Source organism: Bartonella sp. AC535YNZD, from assembly GCF_042196625.1.
GTDB lineage: Bacteria > Pseudomonadota > Alphaproteobacteria > Rhizobiales > Rhizobiaceae > Bartonella.
This window is the reverse complement of the sequence record NZ_JBHIQP010000018.1, coordinates 1-19,996: the sequence shown is the minus strand read 5'-3', so window position 1 is coordinate 19,996 and position 19,996 is coordinate 1. Positions and strand designations below refer to the sequence as shown.

Sequence of the window (19,996 nt, the reverse complement as noted above, 5' to 3'; positions counted from 1 at the left end):
AGGAATGCGAGTTTCCATGTTTTATCTCCTTGAATATGCTGGAGATACAATGCCTTTTTGCTAATTATGTTCCAAAAAGGAATAGATATGAGCCAAAAAGGAATAGGAAAATACTTTAAACAAATGTTTGTTATGAGAAGTAAAATGTGGCTATACAATTCAAAAGACCTCACTTATGTCTGAAAAAAGGCGGTCTATCCGTATACTATTATCATATTATCATAGAATTTCTCATGAGAGAGAATAATTTAAAAAAATTGTATACTATCGTTTATTGGTTTCTAGCTTATAAAGTAGGGGGTATATCTGCTTATTTTTATAAAAGTGTTACTGTTTTTATGGGAAGAATATTTATAAAATGAGATTAGAAGGCGCATTTAAAGATAAAAATAAATATCAGTAACGTTCATTCATAGTGTTATAAAAGATTATGGATTAAGTTAAATAAAAAGCTTATTGAATTGTTATGACATCATATTTGTTAATATGTTACACGGTAATTTTTTGATATTTATCTTAGATGAAGAGTTTTATGAAATGAGTAAGATATATTTGGTTGTGAGTTGGTTTGCAGAGAAAGCATTATATTTTATGGTATAGGGGATAGATCAAGATTTTTTCCATAATTATTTGTGTTGATAGGGGCTTCAAGCTATTGTTGTGTTATGTGCCACCATAGTGATTTTGGGGTAGATACGTTAGAGATTGTTTTTCTGCTTTACGTTTTGTCGATCAACGTTGATGGATATTGTATAGAAAGTGAGACTGTTGCCGTGGAGAGAGAAATTATGCTTTTGCTTATAATATCAATGAAAAAAGCAACGGAATATTACGGCAAAGTATTTGTATAGGAGAGCTTATTTAGGGGGTAACTTTTTAGCTCGTGAAGTTTGTAAAATAAAATGCTGTCTATAAAAAAATAATATTTTTATAAAGTAAAATAATAACACTTTTAATAATTATTATTTGCATATATAAGCATAAAATATAATTATATTTAATTAAATAATATTTAATACCTAAATAAAAAGTGTGACTTTCCTGATGAAACATAAATATACATTACCATTCATTATACTTATCGTATGTTTATCAACAGGAGGGCTGATTTCTACCGATATTTTTTTACCGGCACTGGGCGATATGCGTCAATATTATCAAGTGACACAATCTCAAATTCAAAGTGCAGTGGCGGTTTTTTTGTTGGCATTGGCACTTGGGCAGCTCATTTATGGGCCGCTGAGTGATAATTTTGGGCGTAAAAAAACACTTCTATTGGGCTTATTCTTGTGGTTATTTACGACACTTGGTGTGATTTATACGGTTCATATTCACGCTTTTCTTGTGTTACGTTTCTTGCAAGGTCTGGGTGCTTGTGCGGGACTTGTCTTAAGTCGTGCAATTATCAATGATTTGTTGGATAAAAAAGCGGCTGGAAAACTTTATTTGATTGTTTTTCCTTTTATTGGAATGTCACCAGCACTTGCACCTTTCATTGGTGGACTTTTGATACAAGCTTTTCATTGGCAGGCAACTTTTATCTTTTTAAGCTTTTTTATATTTTTGACCATGTTGCTATGTTGTTTTGTGCTAAGCGAAACTCTACCCCCTCAAAAACGGCAGCATTTTTCTCCTATAGGATTTATGAAGGGATATCTAGGCGTTCTTAGAAATAAACAATTTATTTTTTATGCACTTATTCCGTGTTTTTCTTACGCAGCCTATTTTGCTTATATTGTAGAATCGCCTTTTTTACTCACGACTTTGGGGCTTTCGCCGATATACATTAGTTATACCTATATTGGTGTTTCATTGCCCTATATTTTGGGAAATCTTTTAGCGCGATGGTTTTTCGAACGCGAGTCTATGGAAAAAACTGTCTGTCGAGGGTACATTATTTTTGTTATAGGAGGCATGCTCTTTGCTTTGCAGATGTATCTAAGCCCATGGCCCCTTGTGACAAGTTTTATCGCTATTGCTGTTCTTACTTTTGGCAATGGTTTTTTATTACCGTTAGGAACAGCGTTGGCTATTTCATCGCATCCGCAAGCTGCGGGAGCGGCTTCTGGTGTTATGGGGTCTTTGCAATTAGGCAGTGCGGCACTCAGTGCAGCGGTTATCGGAAAAATCTCTGGTCATAGCCCACGGGCTATGGCAACTTTGTTAGCAGGGTGTTGTCTCATTGGTTTTATCATTTATATTCGAAATGCCCGTGTTTTTATGATTTCAGAAATAAGCTGAGTAAAATGATAAAAAGAAAGCATTATGCGGAAATGCTTTTGATGTTTTATACAAATGGGGGCACCTGTACATTAGATGAATTTTTTTATGAAGTTGTTTGATTGCGTGGGGTTAAATTTATCACAGGCTTAGTGTGCGTTTAACAAATCACTGATTACGGGGGGGAAGCTTATGAGTTTAGAATTTCAACATATCTGTATTTTCATGATAGTGGGTGGGAAGAGTTTCTGCCTGAATGCATGTTTTAAAATAGGGGGAAAAATTGAGCAATGCGCTTTCCTATTATTATTCTTTCTCCTGTGATGCCAGTTTGGGATGATGGTGTCTTTTGTTCTCCATTGACAACGCTATGTTCAACAAAAGGATTCCCTGTCACTCTGCTGGACACACTCTCTCTTTTTCCTAAGAGTTCTCATGTTCTCAATCATTCTGTTGTAGAGACTTTATCTTTTATGACAGAAAAACTTAAAAGCTATTTTAAAGAGCCTACGGTGTTGGTAGGATTTTCTATGGCTGGAACATTGGTACAAATATTGGCAGTACAGCTTCCCAATGTTCAAGCTGTGCTTGCTGTGAATGCACCTGGCTATCCAGATAAGGTTTTGCAACGGCGCCTTGGAGATATTCTTGCCTCCTTAGAAAATAATGATTTATCTGGGGCTTTGGAAATACTCAATGGTTTTATGCATCCTTCTGGCATTATGAAAAAAAGAGCCTTATTGGAGATTCCTGATGAAAAAAAAAGCGTGGCAATTGAACGCATGACAAGAGGGTTTAAACTCTTATTAGAAATAGATGCTAGAGATGAAATAGTTAAGTATAAGGGGAAGTTTTTAGCTTTAGTGGGAGAAAAGTCGCAACTTGCAACGGTAGATAATCAGACGAAAAGTCATAATCTGAACCATGAATATAAGATTGTTTCTGGTGCTGGTACGCGTTTATGGGAGGATAATCCTACTATGATGGATGCAGTTATTGATGAGTGGCTGGAGGGACTATGAAAAAGAAAGTACTTGTATTACCTGGTGATGGGATAGGATCAGAGGTTTGTGATGCTGCGCTGATGGTCTTAGAGCAATTCCAATTGCCGATTGAATTGACTTATGGTGATATTGGTTTTGAATGTTGGAAACAGGAAGGAGATCCTATTCCTCAAGCGACTTGGCAAAAAATTACTCAGAGTGATGCTATTTTACTTGGTGCTGTGACCAGTAAAGGAAAAGAAGCGGCTTTAAAAGAACTTGCTCCGCATTTAAAAGAGAAAAACCTTGGCTATGTTTCTCCCGCACTTCAACTTCGCCAAAAGTTAGGTTTGTTTGCGAATATATGTCCTGTAAGATACATCTTTGGTCCCCAACGTCCTTTTCATTTTTGTGTTATCAGAGAAAATAGTGAAGGCCTTTATGCTGGATTGGATTTTCGGGGTATTCCTCCTGAAACAGCCGTTTGGCTAAAACATCCAAATTTGACAAAATATGGGCTTGAGGAGGCCGCGTGGACAGTTCGTTTGCAGACACGCTTTGGTTTAGAACGGTTATTTGAATATGCTTTTTCGTATGCACGCAGACATGGGTTTGGGCGGGTTACTTTTGCTGATAAGCCCAATGTTCTGCGAGAAAGTGGTCAGTTTGCTCAGGAAATTTTTGAGAAAATTGCGCAAAACTATCCGGAAATTGAATCAGATATTCATAATGTTGATGCGGTTGCTTTGTGGATTGCAACCAAGCCAGAGCAGTTTGGTGTGATTGTTGCTGAAAATATGTTTGGCAATATTCTCTCTACTCTTGGCTCTGGTATAATGGGAGGAGGGGAGCTTGCATCTCATGTGAATGTGGGGAGCGAGATTGCTTGTTTTGAACCTGTTCATGGAAGCGTACCACGTATTGCTGGACAAAATAAAGCCAATCCTTCTGCGATGCTTTATACCACGGCTTTACTCTTAGAGCATTTAGGCTTTAAAGATGCAGCAAAACAACTGTCTGAGAGTGTTGATCAGGTTATTCGTGCTGGAAAAACCGTTACCTATGATCTTGGAGGTATAGCCTCTACCCGTCAAATGGCTGAAGCTGTTCGCAATTCTCTTATGAATTCTGTCTTTGTTCATCGTGCTGCCATTATTACCATTGGTGATGAACTCCTTTCAGGACAATATTTGAATACAAACTTACAAGATTTAAGCCAAAGCTTGAACAAGAGAAATATTCAAGTCACACGTCATTTTGTTTGTGCTGATCAATTACAGCAAATCAGTGAGACTGTTGTTTCTTGTCTTGGACAAGAAGATCTTATCATTATCAGTGGGGGATTGGGACCAACATCAGATGATAAAACACGCGATGGAGTTGCTCAAGCTGTAAAGCAGCCTTTGGTGCATCATGAAGATGTTTGGCAAACAATAAAAGGTCAATTACAACGATTAGGGATTACGGCGGATAAGAGTAATGCACGTCAAGCATTGTTTCCTGAGACAGCAACCGTACTTGATAATCCTACAGGCACAGCACCAGGGTTTTATCTCTCTTGCGATGGAAGTACGCTTGTTGTTTTGCCTGGTCCACCATCACAGGCTCTTGCGCTTTTAGAGAATTATTTAGAACACAACGAGAAGAGATATTCTTCTGTATCGCGTGCGGGGTATGCATGGACTTTGATTGGAATTGATGAAAGTACTATTGCGCAGTGGGTTGATGATCATCTTGAAAATGAACCCTTTGAGCGGCATTTTTTATGGAAAAGCCCCTATGTTTTGGTGCAACTGGTTGCTCAATCAGAAGCACCCTTGGAACAACATTTCGTGGAAGAATTTGAAAATCATTTTCGTCCATATTTGGTTGGTGCAGAAGTTACTACTGCTTCTAAACAATTAGCGATGCATGCAGAGGTGTGTTGGTTGGGCAATGATCCGCTGCTTTTAAAATATTTTCAGCCCATAGAAAAAGGTAAACAAGATATTTCACTGCTTGAGGTTGAAGTGAGCTTATCACCTTCTTTGGAGACATTAGAAAATCAAGCAGAAAGCCTTGGACATGCTACCATAACTATACGGATGAAAGGTTATGGTGATGATCGTATAATTTTTCCCTATACGCGACCACTTTTAGGTGTCGTCTTACAAGAATATGCCGCTTGGTTGGTTTTAAAAAGATATTTGAAAATGGAGAAGAAAAAATGAACCTCTATGGGGATGTAAAATATTGCCTAAATTATTGAACATTCTATTATAAGAAGTATTTTGATCTTTTTCTTCAGTGGTTTTTGTCTATAGGGTAAATTTTCTTTGATGCGTAAATGAATGACTTTGATTGATTCAAAATTAAGAAAAACTTAACGATATTAGGCTCGCTACATTTAATATTTATAATGATTAATTATTATTATAAATCAATATGTTACATTTTATAGAGCCTATGACAAGGAATCCAGAGACTTTGTGTGCCTTAAGCGTTGTAAATAATTGAGATTCTTTGTAAATCAAACAGAGATGTTGTGAAAAAACAAGAGGTTATGTTATTTACAGGAAAGCTTTGCAAACTTTATTGAACAATATGTCCGTGAAGAGTTTATTGCGAACATGTGCCGTTCTGTTATCTGATAATAAATTGCTGTAAAGAGCTCATAAAATTTTTCCTTTAAGTTTTTGTGTGATTGCATGATCGTTGGGGGTTCACTTCCGAGGGGCTATATTTTTCAATTTTATAACAGGACGAACTATTTTTCTGTAAGACGTGAAGATTTAAGGAGTGATCATTTTACGCTTTTGTTTTCTTTTTGATTGGTCATTTGTGAATTTTTTTGGGAAAAATATTTAATGTGGTTAAAAACATTTTATGCGTGTGTGGGAGAGAAATAAAAATGTGTCTTAATTGTTGATAAGAGTGTCAATGTTTTTGATGAACAAATTTTAGTCGTAATTCTTAGTATCTAGATAGGGAGTTTATTGCATTTTTTAACAGTTCGTATCCTAATATGTTGTGATGCGCAGTGGTCTTTTTAAGCAAAAAAGAAAGGGCTTTTATGTATCAGATTGATTACAACAGTTATCGTTCTGTCAAGAGTTTTAGTCGTCGCGTTCATTTTCTCGTTATGCATTATACGGCTATTGATTTTAAAGCCTCGATTATGGCGCTTACAGGAGAAAAGGTTAGTGCACACTATCTTGTTCCTGATCCTTCAGAGCAGACATATCGTGAGGCAGGCTTTAAGGATATGCGTATTTTTAATCTGGTTGATGAAAATGAGCGTGCATGGCATGCGGGTGTGAGTTCATGGGCTGGGCATAGTCATCTCAATGATGCATCTATCGGGATTGAAATCGTTAATTTAGCGACTTATCATGATGGGAAGGGGGTGTTTCCTCCTTATAATCCAATACAAATTGATGCTGTTAAGGAACTTGCCTTGAATATTCTTCAACGGTATCCCGATATTATGCCAACAGATGTTGTGGGACATAGTGATATTGCCATTGGAAGAAAAAGTGATCCAGGAGCAGCTTTTCCATGGAAAGAACTTTATAGGGAAGGTATAGGAGCGTGGTATGATGACGAATTAAAAAGTCATTATCAAGAGCAATTCTCTAAAAATTTTCCACCAAAAGAAGATGTTTTGGCGAAGCTAAAATGCTATGGATATGATATTTCTGTTGCGTGTACCCAAACAGGATACAAAGATTTGATCCGAGCATTTCAACTTCATTTTCGTCAAGAAAATTATGATGGGATTCTAGATGTTGAAACAGCAGCAATTCTTTATGCATTGGTTGATAAATATTTTCCATGAATTCAATGCGTTTTAATTGAAAATATGGCTTATGATTACGTGCAAGCCTTTTTATTATCAGGAAAGGCTGCTTTTTACCAGTTGGCTTTATGTAAAAAGGACATTAATCGTGTAAAGATCCCCTGTACGGTATAAGGCGTTTTATGGAAACATAACTCTGAAAGCTCTATGATTTGCAGAGATTAAATTTTATTGTTTCTTTGTCTTATATTTCGCTTCCTTTAAAAACGCATAAAGCCAAGATGTTGCGTATATGATGACATGTGCCCTACGCAGGATAAAACGCTTCAAATAAAATGGACTTGTATTGTATATTTCCATGCTTGTTTTAAAGAAATGTTTTTTAGTGTGTATCACAACATATATTTTACAGCGACGTTCATAGAGAATATAATCTAAAATCCTCTATGAAGTGTATCCTCATTTTTATTCTTAATAAAGGTGCCTAGCATTATCGTACACTTCTTTGTCAGATCTCAATGTTACTACAGCCCTTGGAACTTAAAACGATACATAAAAGGGTTTTCTGTACTCGTTTTTATTCACACGGCTCTCTCCGTTTATCGTGTACAAGTGAAAGGTTTTGGTTAATTGAAACATGCAAAATTATAAATTATAAATTATGATTATAAATCAATGTGATGCAGATTCATTAAAAATAAGGGCATTTACAAATTGCTACTGTTAGGGGGGCTATTCTTTAGAAGGGGAAGAGGTCAATTTATTTTTTGAAGATATATCTCTTTGCTCTTTTATTGCTTTAGGGGATGTTTGCATCGTTTTGACAGCATGTTTCTTGATGATTAAGTTTTTTAATGAAGCAGTGTTATAAAACGTTGTGTTTTAGAGTGTTGATAGAAGACATATTCAGGCATATCAAAAACACAATGATGTCTTGTTTTTTTCAATATTTTATTTGTTCAGTGTAGAATTTATTTGAGAAGATCATGACCTAAATTACAAAGGTTAGAAGTAAATTATCAAGAAAGACAAATTTGGTCATAAAGCAAAGGAGGTTATTCATGCTTTAAAGGGCAAGAAAGAGATTGTATTTGAAGTGAAGTGTAAACGTCCGTGTGGAGAGCTCTTATCAAGCATATCAGGTTAATCTTCTAAGAGTAGTTTTATGAAATTAAGTCGGTTTTTTCCGAGAGACAAGACAATAAGTATCAGGAAAAGATCATGATATTTTATTTCAAAAATAAAAACTGGCAACATGGTTTGCCAGTTTTTAAAAGCTGTAGCTTAAATAGGATTAGAATGAACGCTGTAAACGGATCATACCTTGAAAAGCACTTTTTTTATTGAATAAATGTTTTTCATCATTATTTTTATCCGTCACAACGCGATCATCGTTCCAAGAAACATAGGTTAATTCAGGTGTAATCACAAACCCTGGAACCAGCGTGTATGCAATATTTACAGAAGTTGCAAAGGTTTTTACAGCACTATAAGAAATTTGAGCATTCAAATTTGCTTTTGGAGTAAGCTTGTAAGTGGCACCCGCCCAAGCAGCCCATTTACCACCCCAGTTTGCATAAATTGTTGTGCTTTTTCGTGATAATTCATCATTTTCATTTACTGTGTAGTAATCAAGGCCGTTTTTATAACCAGCCATTACCCATAGATTGAAACGATCGTTGACATTGAAATCTGCACGTATTTTTCCAGCCCACTTTTTGTAGTAAGCATCATATGCTGCAACCGCTGAAAAACCACCCCATTTTTGCATGAACTTTATACCCAAAACCACATTCGGGGTGTAATTTTTAATTGCTTTACTTGGAAGAGTATCATTCGTGATAGAAGCAAGCTTACCATCTTTATCAATGTAGTATCCTGTTACTCCTGGAAGAGTATCTGAATTATTGCCTAATTCAGCGCCGATAATAGCAGAAAAGCCGGAGTCACCACTAAAGGTGTAGGAAATAAAATTGGTGCGTGTTATGCCAGCAGGTGCTATGCTGTCATCATTGAGAACATTTCCATAATCACCAGTCCAGCTGTTGAAAATTGTGTCATCAAGACCTACGCGAAAACCACCCAGTTCAATGTAAGCCGCTGCAAGCCTTGCACTAGCGTTGTCTCTACCATCCCCCCAGTTTGAATAAATTCTCGCATATGAACGAAGTGTTCCCATTTCTGTTTCCGAAGCTGCTTGAAAAACAAGGGTGAGCCGTGATGCTGCGCCATAGGTTTTTCTTTTGTCTCTTAGTTCAGTTTCGGTTGTTGCATCGATATTATCACCGCCTATAAAATCAGTACGAACATTTCCTGATAAACGCATGCAGGTTTCTGTTCCAGGGATATAAAAATATCCTTTTCCGTAGGCATCACAAACGCGAATATATTCTACAGGTTCGGGTTCGGGGATAACTGTTGAAGCAGCATGAGCTCCAGAAACAGCTAAAAAAGCTGTTGTAGAGCTTAAAAAAAGGGATTTAATATTCATATAGGATCTCCGAGGTCCGGTTAAATTTCTTCTAAAGAGTACTATTTTCCTAACGCATTAAGGACAAAGACATAAGTAAATACGCAGCACTTGTTATCTTAGCTATAACTAATCTTTTTAGAGTTTTAAATATGAAATTACCTTTTTGTAATATATGCATGTACTATTCGAGATGCTGTGGTAAAAAAGACACAATTTTTGTTTTATTAACTTTTGGTCCCTATGGGATCAATAGGAGAAAAAATTTCAGATATTTGGGAAAAAAATCGAAAAAGTCTTGAACTTTCTGTTGATACCATTTATGCCTCTTTGTCGGAGAGGTGGCCGAGTGGTCGAAGGCGCTCCCCTGCTAAGGGAGTAGGGCTCAAAAGGCTCTCGAGAGTTCGAATCTCTTCCTCTCCGCCATCTATTGTTATAAAAGCAGTCGATTGTGTGTAGGAGTTCTGTTTATCCCGTTGGGATTATGCCTCTCATATAAAAAGCATGTTCTAAACACAAATACACTTGTGTTGCCAATTTATGCACTTGTTTTAAAGAGATATCTTTGCAATGTGTATAAGCCCATTTTGCGACGCCAACTCGTATGGTATAAAACGCAAAAGTTTCTGTGAGGCGTATAAAGCCTTATAAAGCCACACTATTTGTATACTTATGAAGATGCAAAGAGGCATATTATATATCTGCTTTCCTGTTGTTATAGATTTTGACTATGAGAGTTCATAAAAGGCATTTTTCTTTTCTAAATCGTTTTTATTTATACGGCTTTCTTTGCTTATGATGTGCAAGCAAATGATTTTGATTGTTTCAACCATAAAGCAGATTTGAAAAGAAAGAATCTTACAATATTCGCGCTTGGCATATTATCATTATAAATCAACGTGTTACTTTATATTTGCATTGTATATTGAAAGTTGAATGTGTCAATGCTTTTAGAAAAAAACATTGTGGGTGGTAATTTAAAAATTTTCCTCTCATAGAGACTTTTGAGAGTGTTTCATCCATCTCATGACAACCAAACCACACATGAAAAAAGTAATGGTCGGTAATATTAGGTAGTAAGATGGAGAAACTTTTGCCGGAAGAAAAGAAATAATACTCAATACTGTAATTGAAAATATTCTTCCGCTAAAAGAGACAGCACCAACAACACCGGAAATATGCTGCGTTTGTTTTTGGTTAAGTTCTGAAAAAAATAAGCTTTTTGCACCGATCGGTACAGTGCAAATAAATCCATGGATTAAAGAGAAGGCGATGACTGATGCAGCAGTTTGATGGCTATGAACTGAAAAATAGAGCGCTATGCACATCAGAGCAGAAAAGAAGGAAAAGTGTTTTATAGAATTCTTATATTTTTTATCAAGAACATGATACTTAGACATCAGTAAATTTGAAAAATATTGTGCTGAAAAGGCTCCAATATGGCAGCACATCAAGATGAGCATTTGCGAACCGTTGAGGTGATGAATTTTTCCCCCTGAAAGTATTATTGGTTGCCAGAAATGATAAATAATCTGAATACCAGCGCTAAAAAGGCACATAAGGAAAATAAACCATGCTCCTCCTACTGTGTTTTGAAATATCCAAAGCGTTTCCTTGGCATTGTGCAAGATTGTTTTTGTTTTGGACGTTTCGATTGTTGTTTTCTTTTCTTCAGGAACAATAAGGAATATCAAAAAAATAAATCCCATCATGAGGCATGAGATGATATATCCCATAAAATATCGTCCAGAGTAGTAGATCGTTCCAATGCCTACAATCCCACTGAGAATACTTCCGAAAGAGTTAACTTGGTGGTAGAGATGAGCATAATGCGAAAAGTGATCCTGTTTATCGCCTAGAGAATGGTAAATCCATCCGTCAATGGCGCTGACAATGATACAAATGCCCGCTGCATAGAGAATTTGCGCAATAATAAGTGCCGTCATATTGGGAGCTTGAAGGCATAGAAGATAAAATACTCCTGTCATAAAGACCCCAGCCATAACGGAATATTTACGCCGATATCTGTCAGATAAAACAGCGCAGGGAAAATCAAGTAGCAGAATGGTGGTGGAAAAGACAACCTGAAGCAGAGCTAATTGCGCCAGACTAACTCCCATGGACATTAAAAAAATCGCATGGTAAACGCCGATCAGCATGCGGATAGCGTTATAGGATCCATAGGTGAGAGCAAGGGTGCGAGGTCTGTTCATTGTGTTGTTTCATAGATTGTACAATAAGAATTTTCACTAAAAAGAATATTTTTCTGTGAAAAGATAGCGGTTTCATATCCCCATTCAGGGATCAGTGGAAAGAAGGCTTCCATAACCACCCCAAAATTTAAAAGGCCTCTTAGTCTATATGGGACTTTAAAGCGTATTAATGAGAGAAAATGATGCAATTTTGAAGTGATTATGAGAAGCAACATAAGCCTCATAAATGAGATTGTTATCTTTTGAGGGGAATTGCTTGTGGGGCTGTTTCTTCCATAGTAATCATTTTGTCTAGATCTGTAAAATGACCCTAGGACGGCAAGATCATTGACATAATTAGAACTTATAGAGGTGTGTTTATTTTTTATACACCATTCACTGATCCATTCTCTTTGCTGATCAGCTGAAATAGCACAAATGATCCATAAATCGGTTTTTGGTAATTTTTTGATATCTTTTTTTATAGTCATCAACATTTGTAATCCCCTCCTTTCTTTCTGACTGTTTCTCCGTATCAATTTACGTCTAAAAATTTTTTTCAGAATTCATCTTTACTTTATTTATTAAAAAGATTGTCTCGCAAGGTGCTTTTTAATCACGTCATTACGATTAAGAATTAAATTTCTGATATAAGAGGAAGGGGGCATGATACATTGTGACTAAATACATAAATCCCTCCATATTCTGAAATGATGATTTCCTTTTGCAAAACAGTATCCTGAATGGAAGCTCGATAACCATTACTTTGATCATGGAAATGACAACTTAAAAGAGTTCTTATGAGTGCTTGAAGATATTCTTTAGATATTACAGAAAGAACAAGAAAATAGTTTAAAAAAATCAAACTTGGAATGAAAGCTTTCATCTTATGATGGATAATGGTGAATTTTAAACTTCATCTACTGTTTTTTTGATCTACTGTGCTGTAAGAAAGATTAAACTCTCCCAATTCATGTCTCTAATTTAGGTCATTGATCATAAACATTATATACTGTCTTTTCAAATTATAACTTTGCTCACTGCTTGTCTTCACTGATTAAATCAACATTTCTCTAAAATGCCACTTGAGAAAAATGCATCCTATCAGTTTAATACTCGATGATCTTTTAATTAATTTAAGGAAGATAACATAAAATATAATATAAAAAATGAATAAATTCAATTTTTGTAAAAAACACAAACTTTTTTACTGCTGCTGATAAAAAACAAAGCTATATTAAAAGTAGCCTTTATACTCTTCAATACTATTGATTTTTGGTTGTTACCGGATGAAGGTTCCTTTGTTTTGGAAAGAGTGGAGCAGAGTTTAAGAGAAGAATGGACGCGTGCGCAAAAGCTTGGGCGTGATCTCTCTTTAAGTTGGTTACTAAGCCGCCTGATGGTTGAGGGTGTTCACCATGTGAACATAACGCAACCTTGTGAGGATATTTTAGTCGCACTTGATGAAGCTGTAGCTTTGGGGGATATTATCTTGTTTGAACGGGGGCGTGCTGATTGATTTCCTCGTTGTTATTGCTGCTTAATTTCAGCCATTATTTTTCTGAAAAAGAAGCTTTGTAGGGAGAAGAGTATCCATGGAGCAGAGTGTAAAACGAAGAAATGCATATAACTGATCCAATAATGTTGACAATAATCGCTCAATATGTTCCTCTGGTTGTTCAAACAAATGGCTAGATTGGCTTTTATTCTCTGAGGTAAGTGCTACTCTCGATGAGATAGAACGCGGATGAGCGAATTATCAGTTAAGGGATTAAGAGTAATGGGGGGAAAAAATAATCGTCAAGATTTGAGTTATTTCAAAGTCGCTGTATTCGGTATGATTATTATGATTTTGGGGATGGGGATCGGGCGATTTTTCTATACGCCGGTATTTCCAGTTATGTTGGATGAAGGATTGTTTACCTTTAAGCAACTTTCTTATATAGCTAGCGCTAATTATGGCGGTTATTTAATTGGGAGTATGTTTTTTTCGTTTTGCAGAGTTGGGAATATATCCCGTGCTCCCCACATGCTATTTGGTGCAGCTATAGTGACGAGTGCACTTATTTTTGCCATGGCGTTGACACCAAACTTTTACTTGGTCTTCTTTATCCGCTTTGCTGCCGGTATCGCGAGTGCGGCAATGATGATTTTTGGTTCTATGACGGTTATGCAGCATAGTCACAAGGTGTGGGTTATTGCTTCGCTCTATGCGGGTGTGGGAGTTGGTATTCTACTGGGTAATGAGTATGTTATTATTGGTTTGAGTAAATCACTGAACGCGCAAAGTATTTGGTTTGGAGCTGGTTTAATATCTGTTATATTGTTGCTCGTGTTATTTATTTTATTTCCACGTCGTGTTGATGCATCTCAATTTGCTATTAACGAGTCATTGGCACACGAAAATATCGTTTGGTGGGAACTCGCTCTGATTTATGGGCTCGCTGGGTTCGGTTATATTATTGTCGCGACATATCTTCCTCTGATGGCGAAAACATTTAATTTCCCACTACTTGCTAACCACTTATGGTCGTTTGTCGGAATAGCCATTGTTCCTAGTTGTTTCATTTGGTTATGGGGAGCCCATCGGTGGGGGGTATTACGTTGTCTGATGCTCAATTTGCTTATCCAAGGAGGATGCGTATTACTGACATTATTCAGCCAGTCTCTTGTACTGATCGTTCTCAGTTGTATAGGGTTTGGATTTACTTTTATGGGGACGACTTCTTTAGTTATGCCGTTAGCTAAGCGTTTATATGCGCCGTATGGCATAAATCTGCTTGGGTTGGCTACCTTAACTTACGGTTTTGGCCAAATATTAGGACCTCTCTTGACGAGTTTTTTACAGTCTGGTTCACATGCTATTACGCTTTCCGTTATCTGTGGTGCTGTAGCGCTTTTTGCTGCTGCTGGAATCTGTCAATATTGTCTTTGTAAAAAGGTTGTTGGCGTTTCATAAATCTGCAATCTTCACTAAAAAGTCGAGAGAATTTATTCCATTCTTTTTGAAACATTTTGTGAAAGTCAAATTATTTTAATAGGAGAGATTACAGAATGCTTCACTCTACAGTCGCTATTTTGGGTGTTGGTCCTCGTGGGGTCAGTATTCTCGAACGCTTGCTCACGCTTTATTCCCATTATCCATTTTCTGGGAACATTGATATTTTATTGATTGATCCCAATGAGATGGGGACCGGTACCCATAGTGTGCATCAGCCGGATCATTTATTGGTTAACACTGTCGCCTGCCAGATTACTTTATTTGGTGATGATACAGTTAAGGGAGTAGGGCCTATTCGTAAGGGACCGAATTTTTATCAATGGGCTATTCAACAAGGTTATCGTAATATTAACGGTGTTTTTTCTCGTACAGAGCGTGATGTTGGGAGAGAAATCAAAGAAAATGATTATTTATCACGTCGTTTATTAGGGGAATACCTGTCTTGGGCTTACCAAGAGCTCACGAAAGATTTACCTTCCGGTATTCGTATTAAGGAGATCCGAGAAAAGGTTATCAATCTCCATATCCACCAAGATAATAAAACGGATGTTCTTTTGGAAGATGGCTGTCGTTATAGTGTAGATTTTGTTTATATGACCACGGGTCACGGTAAGAATATATATTCATCGCATGATGAAAATCTGCAACAGTTTGTGGCTGTTCACCAAATGAAAAACGCGCTGTTGAACTATTATTCGAATCCTTATCCAATTGAAAAATTGGACTCTATACAAGCTCAGTCTCGTGTGCTGCTGCAGGGAATTGGATTAACTGGCTATGATGTCTTGTCGCAATTGACTTATGGTCGCGGTGGGACTTTTACTGAAAATGCTGGACAATTGCATTACACGCCAAGCGGCAAAGAACCTAAGATAGCTCTATTCTCCCGTCAAACATTGCCTTTTAGTAGTCGCGGGATTAATCAAAAGGGTAGTAGTGGGCAATACATACCATCATTCCTTACTCTCGATGCAATACATCATCTGCGTAAGCAGTCCAGCATTGCTAATGGTTCTCCGCAGCTGGATTTCGAAACGCAGCTTTTACCTCTGTTACTTAAAGAAATGTGTTATGTCTATCGAAGTACGCAGCTAGGGCATTGGCTAGACCCTGAAACCTATGTTGTTACTTCCAAAGACGAGCAGTGTATTCAAGCGTTGCTGTATCCTCATCAAAATAAAATATTCGCCTCTCTGAATGATTATACAAGATTCTTCATTGAGCATTTAAGGGAAGATCTTCATTCTTCCGCTGCAGGTAATGTTGAAGGCCCAGTGAAAGCTGCTACAGATGTGCTAAGAGATGTCCGTGATATTTTACGTGCAGCAATTGATTTTTGCGGGTTAACGTCTTCATCTCACAAGTACTTTATTGAATATTTAAATCCAAACTTCAACCGTATTTCTGTCGGTCCACCAATGCAGCGAAACCAAGAGTTGAAGGCTCTGATGGAGGCTGGTATCGTGACTTTGGCTGGTGGACCTTCACCTAAACTTGTTCTCAATGCTAGTACCAGCCGTTTCGAAATTCAGTCTGTTTTCCAAGATGAAAACAGTTCAGTTGATGGAGATGTGCTGATCAAGGCCAAGATTGATAGTTTTTCTCCGTTGCGTGATGAGTCTCCTTTTATCAAAAATTTGGCTGCTCAGGGTATTATCCGGCCATTTATCAACCAAGGATATCATCCTGGTGGTATTGATATTGACTGTCAGCAGCATCCTATAGACATTAAAGGACAAGTACAAAATACATTATGGGTGGTCGGTAATCCAGTAGAGGGGCCAAATTTTTATACATATATTTTGCCTAGACCTTTAGTTAATTCGCGTGCACTGCGGGATGCAGGGCACTGTGTCATTGACATGTACGAGCAGCTTCTTAATCGCTACTCAGTCAAAGATTCAATAATTAATGTACATTGATGATATAAAAAGCTTCCTGATACGCATGTCCTCCGTATCCGCTATAATGGCGATACTGATGCTATTCATTTTTCTTATATCTATCTCAATGAGAACTTGGTTTCTTATTCCATTGGCTGGAGTGACTGTTTTTGGTTATTTTCTTTTGACGATACCATACTGGTGGTTGAAGGGGAATGCACGCAGTGGTGTGGCCATCCTGTTGGCTTGTACTTTAGTGCTGATATGGCGTTGGTACTTGCCTGATGTTGGTACTGTGCTTGTGCGTTTTACTGATGTCTTTTGGCTATTACTCGCCATGGGATTGTTGCGCCATGTGATGAATATATGGCGTATTTCAGAATTTCTCTCTGAACGGTTGATGCGCTATGGAAAGGGTTCGCTTACCCTGTCCATCGCGATACTGACTGCGTTTCTAGCTTGGCCGATGAGTTTGGGGGTTATCCCCCTAATGATTGATGCCTTGAAGCAAAGTGTTTTTCCCTCTCGCCATTTGGCCGCTATTGTGATGCGAATGATGAGCATCACAATGGTACTGATGCCGACCAGCATCGGTGCAGCAACAGTTTTCTCTGCTATGCCTAAAACACCAATATTCACATCCGCTGCTTTGGGGATACCACTTTTTCTATTCAGTCTGTTGTTGTTGTGCATTTCTCCTGTTGTACCGCTAGCTAACCCGATTATTTGCGATGAGAGGAGAGCGAATAAAGAAGGAGAGAGAGTAAGAATTTGGATTTTTTTGATATTTTTCTGGCTAACATTTATCGTTGCATTGACAGTTATCAGGTTGAATGCACTAGAAAGCATTGCATTGACGGCGAGCATTCTATACCTCATTGAGCGTGTGAGTTCACTCAGTGTTGATTTTTTGACTCCTTTGGTGGCAGTGATACGCAGTATATCCAGTGAAATTATGTTGTTGCTAGGTTGTAGTCTGCTAATATCTACTTGTGATTTGCTTATTCCTTTGTTGCCGGTGACGTTTAGTCATTCATTGGCATCACTCTCTGTTTGGCAGCGTTATGCCTGTATTCTCTTTGTATTGCCAATTTTCAGTGTAGTAGGAATTCACCCTATGGTGCTATTTAGTTTGGCATTTCCCTTACTAGGGTCATCGATGGCTTATGGGGTTACGGATTATTTGGTTTGGATTTGCTTCTTTATTGCAGCTCAACTCCTTTCTCCTGTATCAATAAATGCTATTTTTGCTTCCAGTAGCCTACATATTTCACCGGTAGATACGAGCTTTAAAATGCATAGCTATTATGTATTAATGTTTAATCTTTTTGCGTTCATTTATTTGAGTTTTTTTATTCAATATTTGTAAATTATGGAGATCTTATGCCTTACATAAATATTAAAATTACTAATGAAGGGGTTACCTCTGAACAGAAACGGCAACTAATAGAAGGGGCAACTCAATTATTAGTTAATATTCTGAATAAAAATCCGAAAACGACTGTTGTCGTAATTGATGAAGTGGAGACAGACAATTGGGGTATCGGTGGAGTTCCCATTACAGAATTAAGAAAAGCTCAAAATAAAGAATAACTCTGTGTATTTGAAAAGAGTTTAAGGTCAATAGGGTTAATTAATGTAAAAAATCACGACCCTTAGCAACATTTGATCAAACCGCCCTTGGGGCGGTTGTTACAGCCCCTGATGCTGATAACCAAGTTTTTCCCCTCAACGAGCCTGTGTTAGTTTTTACACATGAGGGTGAGAAAATCCAAAAGCTTGGGCGAAGGGGAACAGCTCTTGATGTGATTAACGCTGTGTGCGCGCAAGGGATTGAGGCACAAATTATCCTTGTGCGGGTGGAAGAAAAGTCAACCATAGCTGAGACACAAACCGAAATGGTGGGATCAAATGCTCGACTGACCGGTGTGCATGCCTTGGCTCATGCGCGGGGGCATTTGGGTGTGGAACCTGGAATTCTCTTGGCACCGGCTTATAGTGCAGGGCGCCTTGACAATGGCAAAAACCCTGTGGCAGACGCTTTGGAACAGGTTGCAGAAAAGCTACAAGCCATTGCTGTGTTTGATACGGGGGGTAAAAACACGGAAGAAAGTCTTGCCTATCGTGCAGATTTTTCCTCACGCTTTTGTTATTTGATTGATCCCTTTGTACGGGTGGCAAATGGTGATGGAGGTGTGAGTATAAAACCCGCAAGTCCTTTTGCAGCAGCCATGTTTATCAAACGAGACAAGCAAAGAGGCGGTGTTTTTTGGTCTCCTTCCAACCAAGATGTGCATGGCATTTTAGGGACAGCACGCCCCATTAGCTACTTTGATGGCGAAATTGATCATGAGGCAAACCGTCTCAATAAAGCCGATATTGCGACCTTTATTCCCGCGCGCCTTAGTCAAAATGGGCAGGGAGAAGTAGCTTCCAATGGGCGCATTTTATGGGGCAACCATACCACCTCCAGTGATCCGCTTTGGCGTTTTGTCAATGTGGTGCGCACCCGTGCAGCCTTGGAAAAAACCATCATTAACAATTTACGCCCTTGGGCCAATGATGAAAACCTGACTGGTCAACATGTTATTGCCATTACCCGCAGCCTTACACAGTTTCTTGATGATATGATTGCACGCGGTGCACTGCTTGGTGGGCGGGTTTGGTTTGATCGTGATTTAAATTCCAACAGCAATTTACAACTGGGGAAATTGCGGGTGGAATTTGATGCAGAAGAAGTGCCGCCTCTAGAAGATTTAAGCTTTGGCAGCCGGCGCAATGGAGCTTACTTTAATCGGCTTGCTGAAGATATCCAAAATAAAATGATTTATGCCTTTGGCGATACGCTAGAGGGTTATCGCAAAGCAGCAAGGAGCGACATATGACTTTAAGAATTGTTCGCGGTTTTACCCTGATTGTTGATGATGATGTTAATCTCCATCTTGATCTTGAAACCCTCAAATTACCTACGTTGGAAGAAATCACTGAAACCTATCAACCAGGGGGCTCTGATATGCAGATTGATGTGAGCGGTCTTGGTGTCAAAGCTTTGAGCATGCAAATGAAAATCCGCAGCCATACCCCTGAGGTCATCGGCATCTTTGGTGGTCCTCCTGGTCTTCGTCATAAATTCACTGGCAAAAAACATGTGATCTCTGAAGAAGATGGGCGTGAGCATGAACATTCCATTGATGTGACAGGGCGGTTGGTCAAAGTCGATAGCGAAGGCTTAACGGCTGGGAAAGCCACAGGCTATGATTGCGAGATCAAAAATGTTTGGGATTATACGGAATTTTGGGATGGTTCTGTTTTGCACCGCTTTTCCTTTAAACGGGGCGGTTGGCTTGTGCGCAATGGGCAAGAGATCGGTTCTCGCCGCCGCTCTATTCTCAATTTATAGGAATTGATCATGACAAGTTTACAAACCAGCATTGATGTAGAGTTGCAGGTTCCGCTTCCTTATCAGGAT

12 protein-coding genes, 1 tRNA gene and 1 pseudogene are annotated in these 19,996 nt (G+C 38.1%); 12 read left to right on the top strand and 2 right to left on the bottom strand.

Going from position 1 to position 19,996, the window contains the following annotated elements; translation table 11 throughout:
- The first annotated feature begins 1,044 nt into the window (after positions 1-1,044).
- The 4 genes from ACFIM8_RS08265 to ACFIM8_RS08250 all read left to right on the top strand — a co-directional run bounded on the left by ACFIM8_RS08265 (position 1,045) and on the right by ACFIM8_RS08250 (position 7,020).
- Positions 1,045-2,241 (top strand): multidrug effflux MFS transporter, encoded by a 1,197-nt coding sequence (locus ACFIM8_RS08265; protein ID WP_375608637.1) that lies wholly within the window; start codon positions 1,045-1,047, stop codon positions 2,239-2,241.
- 269 nt (positions 2,242-2,510) lie between these two features.
- A complete protein-coding gene (locus tag ACFIM8_RS08260; RefSeq protein WP_375607409.1) occupies positions 2,511-3,242 on the top strand; it encodes an alpha/beta fold hydrolase in 732 nt (243 codons plus the stop codon).
- Entirely contained in the window at positions 3,239-5,413 is a 2,175-nt protein-coding gene (locus tag ACFIM8_RS08255; RefSeq protein ID WP_375614770.1) for an isocitrate/isopropylmalate family dehydrogenase, read from the top strand. Before ACFIM8_RS08260 ends, ACFIM8_RS08255 begins: the two co-directional genes overlap by 4 nt.
- A gap of 842 nt (positions 5,414-6,255) precedes the next feature.
- The gene (locus ACFIM8_RS08250; protein ID WP_375607411.1) at positions 6,256-7,020 is read left to right on the top strand and encodes an N-acetylmuramoyl-L-alanine amidase; all 765 of its coding nucleotides are present in this window, start codon (positions 6,256-6,258) and stop codon (positions 7,018-7,020) included.
- A 1,255-nt stretch (positions 7,021-8,275) separates the two neighbouring features.
- Here ACFIM8_RS08250 and ACFIM8_RS08245 read toward each other — a convergent pair.
- The gene (locus ACFIM8_RS08245) at positions 8,276-9,472 is read right to left on the bottom strand and encodes a porin (RefSeq protein WP_375607412.1); all 1,197 of its coding nucleotides are present in this window, start codon (positions 9,470-9,472) and stop codon (positions 8,276-8,278) included.
- Between the two features lie 314 nt (positions 9,473-9,786).
- Between ACFIM8_RS08245 and ACFIM8_RS08240 the strand changes: the two genes are divergently transcribed.
- A tRNA-Ser gene (locus tag ACFIM8_RS08240) sits at positions 9,787-9,877 on the top strand.
- Between the two features lie 566 nt (positions 9,878-10,443).
- On the opposite strand, the gene ACFIM8_RS08235 is transcribed toward ACFIM8_RS08240, so the two are convergent.
- Positions 10,444-11,664 (bottom strand): MFS transporter, encoded by a 1,221-nt coding sequence (locus ACFIM8_RS08235; RefSeq protein WP_375607413.1) that lies wholly within the window; start codon positions 11,662-11,664, stop codon positions 10,444-10,446.
- A gap of 1,249 nt (positions 11,665-12,913) precedes the next feature.
- On the opposite strand from ACFIM8_RS08235, the pseudogene ACFIM8_RS08230 reads away from it, so the two are divergent.
- The 7 genes and pseudogenes from ACFIM8_RS08230 to ACFIM8_RS08200 form a co-directional block, all read left to right on the top strand.
- A pseudogene (locus ACFIM8_RS08230) lies at positions 12,914-13,162 on the top strand (baseplate assembly protein); the annotation flags it as partial.
- 228 nt (positions 13,163-13,390) lie between these two features.
- Positions 13,391-14,602: a YbfB/YjiJ family MFS transporter gene (locus tag ACFIM8_RS08225; protein WP_375614769.1), complete on the top strand. Its 1,212-nt coding sequence runs from the start codon at positions 13,391-13,393 to the stop codon at positions 14,600-14,602.
- 95 nt (positions 14,603-14,697) lie between these two features.
- Positions 14,698-16,566: an FAD/NAD(P)-binding protein gene (locus tag ACFIM8_RS08220; protein WP_375614768.1), complete on the top strand. Its 1,869-nt coding sequence runs from the start codon at positions 14,698-14,700 to the stop codon at positions 16,564-16,566.
- A gap of 58 nt (positions 16,567-16,624) precedes the next feature.
- The gene (locus tag ACFIM8_RS08215) at positions 16,625-17,896 is read left to right on the top strand and encodes a hypothetical protein (RefSeq protein WP_375614767.1); all 1,272 of its coding nucleotides are present in this window, start codon (positions 16,625-16,627) and stop codon (positions 17,894-17,896) included.
- A gap of 14 nt (positions 17,897-17,910) precedes the next feature.
- Positions 17,911-18,120, top strand: coding sequence for a 2-hydroxymuconate tautomerase family protein (locus ACFIM8_RS08210; protein ID WP_375607418.1), 210 nt, complete (start codon positions 17,911-17,913; stop codon positions 18,118-18,120).
- A gap of 146 nt (positions 18,121-18,266) precedes the next feature.
- The gene (locus tag ACFIM8_RS08205; RefSeq protein ID WP_375614766.1) at positions 18,267-19,412 is read left to right on the top strand and encodes a phage tail sheath family protein; all 1,146 of its coding nucleotides are present in this window, start codon (positions 18,267-18,269) and stop codon (positions 19,410-19,412) included.
- On the top strand, positions 19,409-19,927 hold the full coding sequence (locus ACFIM8_RS08200; RefSeq protein ID WP_375614765.1) for a phage major tail tube protein: 519 nt from the start codon (positions 19,409-19,411) through the stop codon (positions 19,925-19,927). Before ACFIM8_RS08205 ends, ACFIM8_RS08200 begins: the two co-directional genes overlap by 4 nt.
- Positions 19,928-19,996: the final 69 nt, after the last annotated feature.

What these genes read in the sequence shown, in the direction of transcription:
- ACFIM8_RS08265 (WP_375608637.1), top strand. Translation starts at nt 1,045, where the DNA reads ATGAAACATAAATATACATTACCATTCATTATACTTATCGTATGTTTA.
- ACFIM8_RS08260 (WP_375607409.1), top strand. Translation starts at nt 2,511, where the DNA reads ATGCGCTTTCCTATTATTATTCTTTCTCCTGTGATGCCAGTTTGGGAT.
- ACFIM8_RS08255 (WP_375614770.1), top strand. Translation starts at nt 3,239, where the DNA reads ATGAAAAAGAAAGTACTTGTATTACCTGGTGATGGGATAGGATCAGAG.
- ACFIM8_RS08250 (WP_375607411.1), top strand. Translation starts at nt 6,256, where the DNA reads ATGTATCAGATTGATTACAACAGTTATCGTTCTGTCAAGAGTTTTAGT.
- ACFIM8_RS08245 (WP_375607412.1), bottom strand. Translation starts at nt 9,472, where the DNA reads ATGAATATTAAATCCCTTTTTTTAAGCTCTACAACAGCTTTTTTAGCT.
- ACFIM8_RS08235 (WP_375607413.1), bottom strand. Translation starts at nt 11,664, where the DNA reads ATGAACAGACCTCGCACCCTTGCTCTCACCTATGGATCCTATAACGCT.
- ACFIM8_RS08225 (WP_375614769.1), top strand. Translation starts at nt 13,391, where the DNA reads ATGAGCGAATTATCAGTTAAGGGATTAAGAGTAATGGGGGGAAAAAAT.
- ACFIM8_RS08220 (WP_375614768.1), top strand. Translation starts at nt 14,698, where the DNA reads ATGCTTCACTCTACAGTCGCTATTTTGGGTGTTGGTCCTCGTGGGGTC.
- ACFIM8_RS08215 (WP_375614767.1), top strand. Translation starts at nt 16,625, where the DNA reads ATGCTATTCATTTTTCTTATATCTATCTCAATGAGAACTTGGTTTCTT.
- ACFIM8_RS08210 (WP_375607418.1), top strand. Translation starts at nt 17,911, where the DNA reads ATGCCTTACATAAATATTAAAATTACTAATGAAGGGGTTACCTCTGAA.
- ACFIM8_RS08200 (WP_375614765.1), top strand. Translation starts at nt 19,409, where the DNA reads ATGACTTTAAGAATTGTTCGCGGTTTTACCCTGATTGTTGATGATGAT.